13 protein-coding genes and 1 pseudogene are annotated in these 14,032 nt (G+C 53.8%); 4 read left to right on the top strand and 10 right to left on the bottom strand.

Translation table 11 applies throughout. The features are described from left to right. Window positions 1-128 precede the first annotated feature (128 nt). Window positions 129-1,718, top strand: coding sequence for an NAD(P)/FAD-dependent oxidoreductase (locus Q0O33_RS06620; RefSeq protein WP_295497515.1), 1,590 nt, complete (start codon window positions 129-131; stop codon window positions 1,716-1,718). 144 nt (window positions 1,719-1,862) lie between these two features. Here the strand turns inward: Q0O33_RS06620 and mmsB are convergent, their stop codons facing one another. The 6 genes from mmsB to Q0O33_RS06590 form a co-directional block, all read right to left on the bottom strand. Continuing rightward, complete coding sequence (mmsB, locus tag Q0O33_RS06615; RefSeq protein ID WP_295497513.1) at window positions 1,863-2,735, bottom strand: 3-hydroxyisobutyrate dehydrogenase; 873 nt, start codon at window positions 2,733-2,735, stop codon at window positions 1,863-1,865. 2 nt (window positions 2,736-2,737) lie between these two features. Further along, on the bottom strand, window positions 2,738-3,511 hold the full coding sequence (locus Q0O33_RS06610; protein WP_295497511.1) for an enoyl-CoA hydratase: 774 nt from the start codon (window positions 3,509-3,511) through the stop codon (window positions 2,738-2,740). After that, the gene (locus Q0O33_RS06605) at window positions 3,508-4,557 is read right to left on the bottom strand and encodes an enoyl-CoA hydratase/isomerase family protein (RefSeq protein ID WP_295497509.1); all 1,050 of its coding nucleotides are present in this window, start codon (window positions 4,555-4,557) and stop codon (window positions 3,508-3,510) included. The genes Q0O33_RS06610 and Q0O33_RS06605 overlap by 4 nt, the downstream gene beginning before the upstream one ends. Next, entirely contained in the window at window positions 4,554-5,141 is a 588-nt protein-coding gene (locus Q0O33_RS06600; protein ID WP_295497507.1) for a hypothetical protein, read from the bottom strand. Before Q0O33_RS06600 ends, Q0O33_RS06605 begins: the two co-directional genes overlap by 4 nt. Window positions 5,142-5,257: 116 nt before the next feature. Beyond that, window positions 5,258-6,403: an acyl-CoA dehydrogenase family protein gene (locus Q0O33_RS06595; protein ID WP_295497505.1), complete on the bottom strand. Its 1,146-nt coding sequence runs from the start codon at window positions 6,401-6,403 to the stop codon at window positions 5,258-5,260. A 152-nt stretch (window positions 6,404-6,555) separates the two neighbouring features. After that, complete coding sequence (locus tag Q0O33_RS06590) at window positions 6,556-8,052, bottom strand: CoA-acylating methylmalonate-semialdehyde dehydrogenase (protein ID WP_295497503.1); 1,497 nt, start codon at window positions 8,050-8,052, stop codon at window positions 6,556-6,558. Between the two features lie 69 nt (window positions 8,053-8,121). Here Q0O33_RS06590 and Q0O33_RS06585 point away from each other — a divergent pair, with 69 nt between their 5' ends. Beyond that, window positions 8,122-9,060, top strand: a complete 939-nt coding sequence (locus Q0O33_RS06585) for a LysR family transcriptional regulator (RefSeq protein ID WP_295497501.1) — start codon at window positions 8,122-8,124, stop codon at window positions 9,058-9,060. 142 nt (window positions 9,061-9,202) lie between these two features. Then, window positions 9,203-9,364, top strand: a complete 162-nt coding sequence (locus Q0O33_RS06580) for a hypothetical protein (protein WP_295497499.1) — start codon at window positions 9,203-9,205, stop codon at window positions 9,362-9,364. Window positions 9,365-9,388: 24 nt separating this feature from the next. Here the strand turns inward: Q0O33_RS06580 and terL are convergent, their stop codons facing one another. Further along, window positions 9,389-9,784: a phage terminase large subunit gene (gene terL, locus Q0O33_RS10715; RefSeq protein ID WP_366048387.1), complete on the bottom strand. Its 396-nt coding sequence runs from the start codon at window positions 9,782-9,784 to the stop codon at window positions 9,389-9,391. A gap of 367 nt (window positions 9,785-10,151) precedes the next feature. On the opposite strand from terL, the gene Q0O33_RS06575 reads away from it, so the two are divergent. After that, entirely contained in the window at window positions 10,152-10,838 is a 687-nt protein-coding gene (locus tag Q0O33_RS06575; protein WP_295497497.1) for a hypothetical protein, read from the top strand. 38 nt (window positions 10,839-10,876) lie between these two features. On the opposite strand, the gene Q0O33_RS06570 is transcribed toward Q0O33_RS06575, so the two are convergent. From Q0O33_RS06570 to Q0O33_RS06560, 3 genes and pseudogenes are all read right to left on the bottom strand, one after another. Next, entirely contained in the window at window positions 10,877-11,311 is a 435-nt protein-coding gene (locus Q0O33_RS06570) for a DUF5681 domain-containing protein (protein ID WP_295497495.1), read from the bottom strand. Window positions 11,312-11,335: 24 nt separating this feature from the next. After that, complete coding sequence (locus tag Q0O33_RS06565; protein ID WP_295497493.1) at window positions 11,336-12,769, bottom strand: DNA methyltransferase; 1,434 nt, start codon at window positions 12,767-12,769, stop codon at window positions 11,336-11,338. Between the two features lie 706 nt (window positions 12,770-13,475). Then, window positions 13,476-13,948 (bottom strand): annotated as a pseudogene (locus tag Q0O33_RS06560) (carotenoid oxygenase family protein). Window positions 13,949-14,032 lie beyond the last annotated feature (84 nt).

Genomic DNA, 14,032 nt, shown 5'->3' with positions numbered 1-14,032 from the left:
TGTTGTTGATTTTATCGAACCGCCTGATAATTATTGGGCTACCGATCGGTAAACCGTGATCAACATGGGCATCGATTACGAGTTACTTGGTCAACAGTATTACGCACTTTAACAAGCCGGTGATAGAAATGAAAAAATGTGATGTCGTTATCGTAGGTGCTGGCCTGGGTGGGTTGCGTGCGCTTTATGCCCTTCGACAATTAGGTTTATCCGCAACCGTTATCGAGGCGAGCGACGATGTCGGCGGTGTTTGGCACCACAACCGCTATCCAGGTGCACGATGCGATGTAGAAAGCTACGATTACTCCTACATGTTCTCGCCCGAGCTTGAACAGGAATGGCGATGGAGCGAACGTTACGCAACCCAACCCGAGGTGCTATCTTATATTCATCATGTAGCCGAGCGCTTCAACCTTCGTCGCGACATAGAATTTAACACAAGAATGGAACGCGCCAAATTCGATGAAGCCAGCAACCGCTGGTGCGTTACCGCGCAAGACGGACAGGAATGGGATTCCCAATATCTCATCATGGCTGTGGGCCAATTGTCGACCACCAAACAACCCAATTATCCCGGACAAGAGACATTTAAAGGAAATATCTATCACAGCGCGGCGTGGCCACGCGAGCCCATTAGCTTTGGAGGAAAACGAGTTGGAATTATCGGTACTGGCTCATCAGGCGTTCAAATGACGCCCGTTATTGCCGCTCAGGCCGAACATTTAACCGTTTTTCAACGATCGGCAAATTTCAGTATCCCGGCAGCAAATGCGCCGGTCTCTGACGAGGAAGACAACGCCGTGAAGGCGGACTATGCCGCGCGGCGGCAGCGTGCCCTGAATTCGCCGAGCGGCCTTGGTTTTGTGCCCAATGGCGTTTCAGCTTTAGAGGCAACACCGCAAGAAAGGGAGGCCGTCTACGAGGCGGCTTGGAACCGCCTTGGCTTTGGTTTTGCGCTTGCCTACAAAGATATTCTGCTCGACGATGCATCGAACGCTACCGCGGCCGACTTCATCCGACAAAAGATTGCTCAACAGGTTGATGATCCTGTTACGCGCAAGTTGCTAACACCTGAAGGTTTTCCGTTCGGTGCCAAGCGGCCGTCGGTTGACAGTAATTATTTTAAGACGTTCAACCGTGAAAATGTCACGCTAGTGGATATTAAGTCGTCGCCTATAAAGGACATTAGTCCGGATGGATTACGCACCACAGAGCGGGAATATCCGCTCGACGTCATCATCTACGCAACAGGCTTTGATGCGTTTACGGGTTCATTACTCCGCCCAGAAATAAAAGGGCGAAACGGTGAGACCCTCCGCGAGAAATGGGCATCTGGTCCCGTGAACTATCTTGGGCTTGGGGTGTCCGGTTTTCCGAATATGTTCGTTCTTGTCGGTCCCGGTAGCCCATCGCTGCTCAGCAATGTAATCTTGTCAATCGAACAGCAAGTTGATTGGCTCAGCGACTTGATAGGATTTGCAAGTACAAAAGGCAGTGCCGCTATTGAAACCACCCAAGAGGCAGAGCTGGAATGGGTTGAACATGTGAACGCCCGTGCCCACGAAACACTCTATCCCAAGGCAGCATCCTACTACACCGGTGCTGAAGTTGAAGGAAAGCCTCGGGTATTCATGCCTTATTCCGGAGGCGTTCGCGGTTACCGACGTATTTTAGAGCGTGTCGCCAATGAAGAATATAACGGGTTTCGGTTTTTCTAAGCATAACCTTGCTTGATCCCAGCATGGCCACCTGCATGCTTTTGGATGCTTTCAATTTCGCACTTTAGGCTCTCATGCGTCTCTTAGATGAGGCTATGCGGCCAAGCCATTGCTTCTGTTGGTGTGGCTTTAGCGCCGCCAAATTCATGCCAATTTTTTTATAATGGCCGAGAAATCGACTGCGCCTTCGCCTGCCTTGTCGAAGGCATCGTAGAGCTCCGCCGCCCGCGCGCCCATTGGGACATCGGCGTTCACGGATTGGGCAGCCTCCATGGCGAGCTTCAGATCCTTCAGCATCAGCGCTGTCGCAAAGCCGCCCTCGTAATCATTGTCGGCAGGTGAAGTCGGCCCAACGCCGGGAACCGGGCAATAGCTGGTCATCGACCAATTCTGGCCCGAGGCTTTGGACGAAATGTCGTAAAAGGTTTGGAGGTCTAATCCCAGCTTCTCCGCCATGGCAAAAGTTTCGCAGGTTGCAATCATGGACGCGCCAAGCAGCATATTGTTGCAAATCTTGGCCGCTTGTCCGGCACCTGACCCGCCGGCATAAATGACCGCCTTGCCCATCGCCGACAAGATCGGCTCCGCACGCGCAAATGCCGTATCAGTACCGCCCACCATGAATGTCAGCGTGCCCCCATTGGCAGCGGCAATACCACCCGATACCGGCGCATCAACCATATCATAGCCCGCAACGACAGCATCCGCCGTAACCTTGCGGGCGGTATCGACATCGATCGTCGAACAATCGAGCAAGATCGCACCCTTGGGTGCATGGCCCAAGACATCGGTTTCAAACACGTTGGCGACGATTTTACCGTTGGGCAGCATCGATACGACCGCATCAACGCTATCGACAGCCTCACGCACAGACGTAAATGTCGCACACCCATTTTCCTGCGCGCGTACCAAAGCTTCGGCCGACAGGTCAAAGGCATTCACCGCATGCCCCGCCTTAACCAGATTGGCAGCCATGCCGCCGCCCATATTGCCAAGCCCGATAAACGCAATTTTCATGATCATTTTCCTATCCAATTCCCCGGCCGTTTCTCAACGAACGCCGCCATGCCTTCTTTCTGATCTTCAGTGCCAAACAGTCCATGGAACAACCGGCGTTCGAACACGATGCCTTGCTGCAATGTGGTTTCAAACGCGGCGTTCACCATTTCCTTGCACGCGATTGCGGCCAAGGGCGCCATAGCGGCGATGGCAGTCGCGGTTTTAATCGCTTCTTCCACCAGATCCGCCGCCGGAACGACCTTGGCGACCAAGCCAGAACGCTCCGCCTCTGCGGCATCCATCATCCGGCCCGTCAGGCACATTTCCATCGCTTTGGCCTTGCCAATGGCGCGCGTGAGGCGCTGCGATCCGCCCATGCCGGGGGTAACCGCCAGCTTGATTTCGGGCTGGCCGAATTTGGCATTGTCGCCCGCGATAATGAAATCCGCCATCATGGCCAATTCGCATCCGCCGCCAAGCGCAAAGCCATTCACGGCCGCAATCCAAGGCTTGCGTGTCGCGGTCACGCGGTCATAGCCTGCAAAGAAATTCGAACCGTACATGTCGGCAAAGGACTGCGATGACATTTCCTTAATGTCCGCGCCTGCCGCAAATGCCTTTTCGCTGCCCGTCAGGACGGCACATCTTTGGCTATCATCGGCATCAAACGCCGCAAAGGCCGCGATAAGGTCAGCCAAAACCTGGCTGTTCAACGCATTCAGCGCCTGTGGCCGGTTCAGCGTCATCAACGTCACTGCGCCGCGTTGTTCAACCAGGATTGTTTCATATGTCATAGGGGCTTCCATTCTTCTTGCGGCGGCAAGGCTGCGAATATGGCGTCAATCAGGTCTTCGGTCACACCCTCGGGCGTTGCGGGGTCCCATTTGGGCGCATTGTCCTTATCGACGATAACCGCGCGCACGCCCTCGGCAAAATCGGGGCGCACGATGACGCGGCTCGCGATCCGATATTCCATCGCCATATTATCGGCAAAGTCGGTGAGCATCAGGCTCTGCGACAATTGGCGCAGCGCAACCTTGCAGGTTTGCGGGCTTTTCGACCGCAGCGTCGCCAGCTCACGCATCGCCCACTCGCTCTCATCGCCCTCAAGGCTGGCGAGAATATCTTCCAACTGGTCAGAGGCAAAATGGCGGTTAATCTGAAACAATGTCTCGACAATCTTGGACGGCGCCGGCGTTTCCGACAATGTCCCTAAAATGCCGTCGATCCGCTCGACATCTTCGCTGGCAATCCGTGCCTTGGCGTCGGCCAGCGCGCTGCTGGGCAGATAATGCGTGGCAAGGCCAAGCGCGAGGCATCCGGCCCCTGCAATGCGCGAACCCGTCAGCGCCAGAAACTGGCCAACACGTCCTTCCAGCCGCGACAGGTACCAGCCGCCACCGACATCAGGGAACAGGCCAATGCCCGTTTCTGGCATCGCAAATTTCGTGTTTTCGGTCGCGACGCGAAAACGCGCAGGCTGGCTTATGCCAACGCCGCCGCCCATGGTGATGCCGTCCATAAACGCCACGATTGGCTTTGGAAACGTGAACAGCAAATGGTTGAGTTGATATTCGTCATGGAAGAATTTCCGGCCAGACTCGCCTCCATCATGAATCGCTGAGTTGCGCAGGAAGGCGATATCGCCGCCTGCACAAAAGCCGCGTCCTTCGGCATGATCGATCACCACGCATTTGACCGCGTCGGATTCCCGCCAAGTCAGCAGCGCCTCGGTCATTGCATGCACCATGGGCAAGGTCAGCGCGTGAAGCGCCGATGGCCGGTTCAGGCTGATGAAACCGGCATGGCCGTGTACTTTGAGCAGAATGTCGTCGGTCACTGGCCCTGTCCCACCCGATGCTGGAGACGCAGCTCATCGGAATCCCTAATCAATTTGGCAAAAAGACTGATCGCGGACCGAGCACCGGCGAAGACGCGATCTTCCTCAACTTCAGAAAGAGAGAGATTATCCAATGTTTCGGTCAATAGTAGCCATCGATATGAATTATCTGCACGCGGTGGCACATGGAAGTCTGACACGATTTCGGTGAATTCCAACTCTCTCGCCATTTTCCACCAGATAGGGCCCACCTGAGCTAACGACTCTGAAATATAGAGCCAGCCGAGACGGTTTATAAAACCATGGGGCAAGCAATTTAAGACAGCAAGTTTATCAGCTCGGATTAGCCCAAGTCCCGCAAGATCAAGAATGTTTTGATCGAGATTGACTGTTCGCGTCAGCTGAGGAAATTGCCTTTGTATCAACGGATCATCATAAAGGGGACGAACCGATGAACGCATCACCATTTGCGCCGCAAGTAGGCGCTGGCAACTCTCTGGGTTCTTAAATGAGCGATGCCTTTCCACCAATTTTGCAAATACCAGGGGGACATTGCCCACTTCGTCTTCGATCCGTTCGGACAACTTCATTCGCAACGAATTCGAATAACATGAATTTTCTAACGAATAATCGGCACCGAGCACATCGCGTCGTATTGCGTTTATCCGCGCCGAAGCTCCAGCTAGCGAAGGACTAACGGTCATTGGCGTAACAAGTCTCGGCCAATGATCATACGCATGACCTGATTGGTGCCTTCGAGGATCGAATGGACGCGCAGATCACGCCAGAAACGCTCAATGGGATAATCGCGTAGGTAACCATAGCCGCCGAACAACTGAAGCGCCTGATTAACGATTTCGCTGCCGCTGTCGGTCGACAGCCGCTTGGCCATCGCCGAAAAGCGCGATTTGTCGGGTGCGTTGGCCGTGACCTTAGCCGCCGCGATATAGAGCAACGCGCGCGCGGCCTCCAGATCGGTTGCCATGTCGGCGAGCATGAACTGCGTATTCTGAAATTCGGACACGGGCTGGCCAAACTGCTGACGATCCTTGGTATAGGCAATCGCCTCATCCAGGCAACGCTGCGCGCCGCCAAGCGAACAGGCGCCAATGTTCAGCCGTCCGCCGTCCAGACCCATCATGGCAAAGCGGAAGCCATCGCCCTCTGCGCCGACACGGTTGGCAACCGGCACCCGGCAATCTTCGAAGATGACTTGCGCGGTGGGCGAGGCGTTCCAGCCAAGCTTCTTCTCCGGCGCGCCAAAGCTCAGGCCCGGCGTGTCCTTGTCAACGACAAGGCAGGTGACGCCCTTGGTCTTTTCTTCGCTGGTGCGGACAATCACGACATAGACATCATTATAGCCAGCACCGGAGATAAACTGCTTCGCGCCGTTAATCACATAATGATCGCCATCAAGCCGCGCGCTGGTTTTCAGCGCCGAAGCATCGGACCCGCTGCCGGGTTCGGTGAGGCAATAGCTGGCGATTTTCTGCATCGACACAAGGTCAGGCAAACAGCGCGCCTTCAACTCCGCATTGCCAAAGCAGTCGATCATCCACGCGGCCATATTGTGAATCGAGATAAACGCGCTGGTCGTGGGGCAACCATACGCCATCGCCTCCATAATCAGCGCCGCTTCCAACCGGCCAAGGCCCGTGCCGCCTGATTCTTCGGACACATAAATCGCGCCGAAGCCGAGTTCGCCAGCGGCTTTCCACACATCTATCGGATAATGCGACTTTTCGTCCCATTCCGCAGCGAAGGGCGTGATGGCGTCCGCGGTGAATTTGCGCGCCATATCCTGGATGACGACTTGATCGTCGGTGAGTTCAAACTGGTTTTGCATAGCATCCTATCCCTTAGGAATTCGATGTGCGTTCAAAAGGCGGAGCAATACGTATATTGCTCCGCCTCGCTGATCGGCTGAGGGGCAACGCCCTTGTTACGAGTAAAGAGGAGAGAGGAGATCACTCGCATCAGCCATTCAACATTTTGTCCTCATCCCATTGTTGGAATGACGAACGCGTTGCCGCCGTCAGGTGATCCATCCGGCCAGCGCTGAGTCACTGTCTTGACCTTGGTCCAGAACTTCACGCCTTCCATGCCATGCTGGTTGGTGTCGCCAAAGGCGCTGCGCTTCCACCCGCCAAAGCTGTGATACGCGACAGGAACCGGAATTGGCACGTTGATGCCGACCATGCCCACATTGACGCGGGCAGCAAATTCCCGGGCGGCGTGGCCGTTGCGGGTGAAGATCGCTACGCCATTGCCATATTGATGGTTGCTCGCAAGCGACAAGGCTTCTTCAAAATTGGCAGCGCGCACCATCTGCAGGACGGGTCCGAAGATCTCTTCCTTGTAGCTTTCCATGTCGGTCGTGACATGATCGAACAAGGTCGGCCCAATGAAGTAGCCTTTCTCATGCCCCTGAAGCGTAAAGCCACGGCCATCGATCACCAGTTCTGCTCCTTCATCAGCGCAGGTCTGGATCCATCCTTCGACCTTTTCCTTATGCGTTTGCGTGACCACCGGGCCGTAATGCGCTTCTGCATCGGTAGAGATGCCAATGCGCAGTGCCGCGATGGCTGGGATCAGCTTGGCCTTTAGCCGCTCTGCAGTCTCATCGCCAACCGGGACGACGACCGGAAGCGCCATGCAGCGTTCACCTGCCGAGCCAAAGGCCGCGCCCGCCAGATCATTAACCACCTGGTCAAGGTCCGCATCAGGCATGACGATGCCATGGTTCTTCGCGCCGCCCATCGCCTGCACCCGCTTGCCGTTGGCGACGCCGCGATTGTAGACATAATGCGCAATGTCGGAGGAGCCGACAAAGCTGATCGCGCCAATCGCCGGGTGATCCAAAATGGCATCGACCATTTCCTTGTCGCCATGCACAACCTGGCAGATACCTGCGGGCAAGCCAGCCTCGATAAACAGTTCGGCAAAGCGCACAGGAACGCTTGGGTCGCGCTCGCTTGGCTTGATGATGAAGGCATTGCCCGTCGCAATCGCAACACCGCTCATCCACAAGGGGATCATCGCAGGAAAGTTGAACGGCGTGATACCAGCGCCAATGCCGATGGGCTGGCGCATTGAATACACATCAATGCCGGGGCCGGCGCCTTGGGTATGTTCGCCCTTGAGGACATGCGGAATGCCGCAGCAGAATTCGATGACCTCAAGGCCGCGTTGAATGTCGCCCTTGCTGTCGGCAATGACCTTGCCATGCTCACTGCTCAGCATATGCGCCAGTTCGTCCATATTGGCCTCAACCAGGCGTTTAAACTCGAACATAACGCGCGCGCGGCGTTGCGGGTTGGTCATTGCCCACGCCGGTTGTGCCGCCAATGCCGCTTGCACCGCCCGCTCAAGCACCGCTGCATTGCCCAAGGCCACACGCGCCTGCACCACGCCATTGTTGGGGTCCATGATGTCGCCAAAACGCGCCGAGCTGGCACCCGCACCGCCGCTGATGAAATGATCGATTTGACGCATGTTGGTGCTCTTTCTTTAAAGGAATAGCGTTCAACTGCGCCAATCATTAATTGCAGGCAACATGTATTAATGCTAGCCACGCCTGCAATTATGCAGGTATCTGACTGGAACGATTATCAGGCATTCATTGTCGTTGCACAGACTGGGCAAATTGCTCGGGCTGCCAAGAAACTACACGTGGATGCTACTACCGTAGGTCGCAGAATCCGACGCCTTGAAAGTCAAATCGGTTACACCTTGTTTGAGCAAACCCGCGAAGGTCAGTCGCTCACTGAAGAAGGCGAAAAGCTGTTTGCCTCTATCGAAGTAATGGCAGCAGCAGCAGAGTCCGCCCAACCACAATCTCAAGGTGGCCGAAGCCTTAGCGGAACTCTTCGCATTAGCGTTTCGGAAGGATTTGGATCGTGGTTTCTGACGCGACATGTACCGGCCTTCGTAGAACGTCATCCCGACCTCCGGCTTGATATTGTTGCGAGCAGCGGCTTCCTAAGCCCTTCCAAACGTGAAGCTGATATTGCCGTGGTGCTTTCAAGGCCAAAGGCTGGGCACGTAATCGCGCAAAAGCTGGCAAGCTATAAGCTGGGCTTATATGCCAGCCGTGCATATATAAATCAGCACGGCGTTCCCACGGCGCTAGATAAATTGGGCGCAGAGCACCATCTCATCGGCTATATACCAGATTTGCTTTATGCGCCGGAGCTTAACTATCTCGATGATTTGGTAGCCGGGTTGAAGCCTGACATCCGGTCTTCAAGCATCATTGCTCAGCACAGGTTAGTGGCAGTGGGAGCTGGAATAGGCGTACTTCCCTGCTTTATTGGTGATATCGATCCAACCTTGGAACCAATATTTCCAGAGAGCACAATTAGCCGTAACTTTTGGCTGGTGACGCATAAAGATAACCGAACGCTCGAACGCATAAAAGCCGGCAAGGCTTGGCTTATGGAGATTGTTCGCCAAGATTCTGAACTTCTAAATCCGGCGCGAATGTCTGAAGATTTGCAGTGAGTCTTCTACGCTCACATTGTTCATTGAAGTGCCTTCACGATTAACTATGCCACATTCAGGCCTAAGGCATCATTTGCATACCCACTATCCGAACAGATCGTCTTTATGCCGATTATTATCGGGGAATTCATTGGAACAATGCATGCGGAACCAGCGTCGACTAGATCCCAACAATGGCTTGGCTGGCGACCGGATGGATTACTCAGTCATCACCACCAGCAGTCACGAAGTTGTATTTGCAAGTGCCCGACATTGGCCGCAAAGCCGCGATCGCGTTATGCCGATGCTGATATCTGATATCTGATTACATCGCATGTGTGCATCGGCATCACCGCCTAGCGATATCTGCGAAATGCAATAGTCTTCCCGTATCGACCGCCGCCAAAAATTGCACGACGCTGTCGACTTGATCGTCGTGTTTGACATGCGGAAAACTGATCAGTTCTTCCTCGAATGTTTTCAACCATGGCGCTTCATTGGGTACGAAGACCTCGCCGCGTTCAAATTTCGGCGACCGCTGTGAAGCGCGGTCCTGCTTGGACCCTAATGGGGCAATAGGCTGGATCCAAAGTCTGAGAGTGTGACGCTGGATATTCTGGCAGAGACTGATGCCCGACCCGGCTTTTTCAACGATGACAAGATTGGCGTCCCACTTTTCACGCTGATGGTACCCAGCCCGCTCGAGGTCAGGAAACTGGAGCCGTTCGCGGAGAATATCGAGCAGAAAATAGCGCTTGCCACAAAGCGCTCAGGTCGAACAGACGCTGTAGTCGCCACACATTGTCTTAACCTCATCAACCGACGCTTTCTTCGTATCAATGTGCACATTGGGGAACACGGAGCGATACCACCGGGTCTACAAGGCCACCTGAACTCATTTAGCGCTCAAGTGCGGGCGAAGCGGTCATCGACCGACGCCCACCAAAAATTTTCGAGGATCGGCTAAAATCATATAAAATCGTTTAATTACCTATTGTTGACTTGACTTTGGTTGGCAACAGAGTGAACGATCGTCACATGGTAAGACGCTATCCAACATCATTTAGCGGTAGTTATTGGTGCAAGATTTACCCATTCTTGGGCGCGGTGGAATGACCATAATCGAGATCCGCCTTAAACCCGAGATTTTGGCCGATTACGAATTGCCTGACATTTTCTATCCAATGTCTCTTAATACCTTTGAAGGCACGATCAGCGGCGATGGAGGCTGGCCCTTCGCATCCATGCTATTCCACCTTCAGCAGCGCAGCGGTAAGGGCAACACCAACTGGACGGAACTTGAGCCGGCAATGGATCGTCTTGTGCAGATCCTATCGCCTGACGATCCGCGCCCTGTCCTATCTGCCACAGGCGACGATTGGTGGATAGAGTTAGGCCCGGTGGACTTGCGCAGCAAGATTGTTACCATTCAACGCGGCGAAAGTCTCATTGCCGCAATCAGTCCAACAACTAACGGGCGGTTGCGGGTCGCAACATTCCGGCCATTGGACGCCAAGAGCGCGCGGTACATTATAAATATGGCACATAAGTCGGACCCCGAACACGGCCTGTACATGCGCGAAAACAACTGGGAGTATGCGCTGGATTGTTCAGCAGGTAACGGCAACTTCTATGCATATGATCGGGGGGAGGCATATCTTTCCTATTGGGAGCATGGCGTTGGCCTGATGGCCGACCGAACCATTGACCATCATTGGTTTGCTATGCGGCAACTTCAGGGCCGGGTTCCCTCAGTCGCCGTTTATGAACTCGGCGTGCATTATACGTATTCTGATTGAACGTGTGCGTGCACCAAGCCCTTCGCGCTACGGCGCTTTCACAGCGTGCCCTCATCGAAGCTCCCGTCCTCTTCTCCGTTTATGAAGTCTTCCATAAATTTAATGTAACGTCTTTCAGTCTCCGAAAACGGAGGTATGAAATCATCGTCATAATTTTCAAATGATGTATTTTGAATGTCAAAAACGCCTAATGCCATAAGCAGTTTAATAGCTTCGCCTTGCTGCTTGAGCGGAGCTTTGAGGGCACTGTGAATATACGATCGAACTAGCGCTCTCGCTGTTGGTGCCGTTTTGGACTTGCCGTTCTCGGAAAAATTAATGCCGCGGGCAAGCTCTTCTGCAAACATTTCGGGTAGCGGCAGACATGTTTTGGCAGCCGCCTTTTTCTTTCCCGATGGATTACCGCTTTGCCCTGGCTGCCATTGATGTACCTTGGGCGGTTTTCCGTACCCACCATTCTTTTCCGTGCTCATGATAAATGCCCCCAATTATCCGTTTTACGCTGCGTGCTGCTGTGATTGTGTCGCCCGTTCTTTTGCCATTTGCGCGAATGTTTTGCCTGACCCTGCGTGGATAGCTTCCTTGCCGGTCATCTCTTCCCATCGCCGGATTGCGACATCTACATAGGCAGGATCAAGCTCGATGCAGTGGGCGCGTCGCCCGCTGCGTTCCGCAGCGAGCAGCGTCGTGCCAGACCCCAAAAACACATCGAGCACCAATGCGCCGCGCTTGCTGACATCCTTGAGCGCGTCTTCGACCATCTCTATTGGCTTTGGCGTCGGATGGTGTTCCAGCGCCTTTGCGGCGGAGGATCCCCGTTGGTTGGCGCCAGGGTAGGACCAGACATTGGTTCGGTCACGGCCATGCTTGCCCATCTCGACATTGTTGACAGCAAGCTTGCTGCCTTTGACAAACATCACGATAAGTTCGTGCGCTGGCCGGTATGGAGACCCGTTAGATCCGGATCCCTTGTTCCATATGATCGTGTTGGTGTGCCGAAGTCCGGCTAGCTTGCCAGCAGCCATGATCAGGTCAACAGACCGCCAATCAATGCAGGAGTAAAAAGCAGCACCCTCGCCCAAGTGGTTCGCGCACAGCTGATGAAACTGATTACAGAACGAAGCAAAATCCTCTGCGGAAAGTTCCCCTGCCCCCATTTTGAAGTCTTTGTGCTTTGTCTTGCCATGCCCGCTTACAAAGCCTTCAATGGGGATATTCCACGGACAATCGGTAAACACAATGTCCGCACGTTCGCCGCCCAGAACAATCGTGTAGCTTACGGGATCGGTAGAGTCCGCGCACAGAATACGGTGGTCGTCTAAATGCCACAGATCATTTGGTAGTGTCACCGGTATCTTTGGCAGTGGCGGTATGACGTTGTCATCGCTCTCGCCTGCCTGCCCGCCTGTGGTCATGATGATATCAAGCTCGGGCAGGCTAAATCCTGTGGTGCCTACATCAAAACCACAATCGTCAAACTCAATAAGCAATGGGCCAAGCGCTTCGATATCCCAGTCACCGGTTTCACCCAGGCGATTGAGCGTCACGTGAAGAAGTTCAAGCTCGCGCTCGTCAAGGTCGTCTACGACAACGCACCAAACTTCTGTCGCACCTAACTTCCCTAATGCCATGGCTACGATATGGCCGTTGATGATCTTGCCCGATGCGCTGATCAGGATAGGAACCTTTTGTCCGTGGGTGCGAAGACTGTTAGTCACCCGTTCAAACTGGTCCGCCTCGGTTTTACGGACCCGCCTTTTCAAGCCCTCCAGGGATTTGATGGGCAGCCGTTCAAGTTTCATCTCACCTATGAGGTTCTCCGGGGCTGATGCCGCCATCGCTGCGAGCGAAACTTTATGGCCCATGAGCTTTTTATGGGCCTTTGACTTCGCATTCAGGGCTGCCTTGGTTTTGTCTATCGTAAAAGCCAATTCATAAACTCCCATTTTTGTTCGCGAAAATCGCGAAGGTTAAAACAGGCGCATTGATCCTCCAGGAGATCATAGCGCAAATCATCCGACCTAGGGGAAACCCCATAGGTCAGTAATCAACACGCTTATCCTTCCAAGGTGCATGCATCGGAGCGCATTTCGCGATTGCCTCAAGGTCAGTGGACCGCAGTCCTTAATCTCTTGGGCGCCGAGCCATGTGGCGATGTCATTATTAAGCCTGCAATCAATTTTGAATGCAACAGCCAATTCTAAAAATATTTTCTGAGGGGCATTTCCGCCGAGCTCCAGAAAAGCTGATTAGCCCTAATGTTGGAAACGAGGCCATCAAGGCGTGGTGTAGATGATACACGTATCGTCCCCTTTTTCGGAGCCGAATTCTCTCGCGTCGTGATTGCTGCACGGTCCCTGCTACTGGAGCAGATTATCCCTGATCGCTCCGTCACATTTCCCTACAACTTGCAAAAAAATTCCCTGCGCCTTTTTCTGGAGCTATCCGCCAAATCTTTGATTTTGGCCCGCTTAAACATATTCCACACCCAAAATCGTCGTTTAAATGTTGATTAAATCCCTGCAATTTCCCTGCTACCAGGGAATTTACCGCCGAGACCGTATCGAGCAGGACTGCGTGCTGCGCCAATTGCGAACACAGTCGCTAACGAAAGTCGTTTTCCAAAAATGCCCCAATTTAAAGGACGGATCGTTCCGCCCAGTGCGCATGTGTACCGCTGCTGATTTTATGCGGGAGGGCAATCCGGCAAACAGGGCCTTCCTCAAAACGCTTGCAATCAATCAATATGCATTCGGATGTCCCACGATTTTCGTCGGTGACAAAGCTGACGAGATAGCCGTCATCTTCGTCCACCGCGCCAACACGTGAAGCAAAGGGTGCCTCACTGCCATAAACGCCCTCAGGAAGCTGTAGGGACCATGAATCGCCCGTCAGCATGCGTGCTTTGCAAAGCCGTTGAACAGGAACCAGCCGGGCTTAGAAGTCGTGCTATAGGCATATCGATAAGGCTGCCCCAGATAGCTTTGGTTCATCATTCCGAATTCGAGGATCCGGTCATCCAACCGCTCTTCGCGCGTCGTTCCATCGGCAAGGTTAAACCGCCAGCGGTGCAGCTTGGGCTTGAAGCTATGTTCGTCGACATAGGCCATCATATGGCCATAGCCATCGGCGTTATCGAGTGGCGGTGGATAGGGGTCTTCTTCGAAATAGCCGTCGAGTACGACTTCATCGCC

The organism is Sphingorhabdus sp. EL138, assembly GCF_945862485.1.
Classification (GTDB): Bacteria; Pseudomonadota; Alphaproteobacteria; order Sphingomonadales; family Sphingomonadaceae; genus Sphingorhabdus_B.
This window is presented reverse-complemented; position numbering and strand designations above follow the sequence as displayed.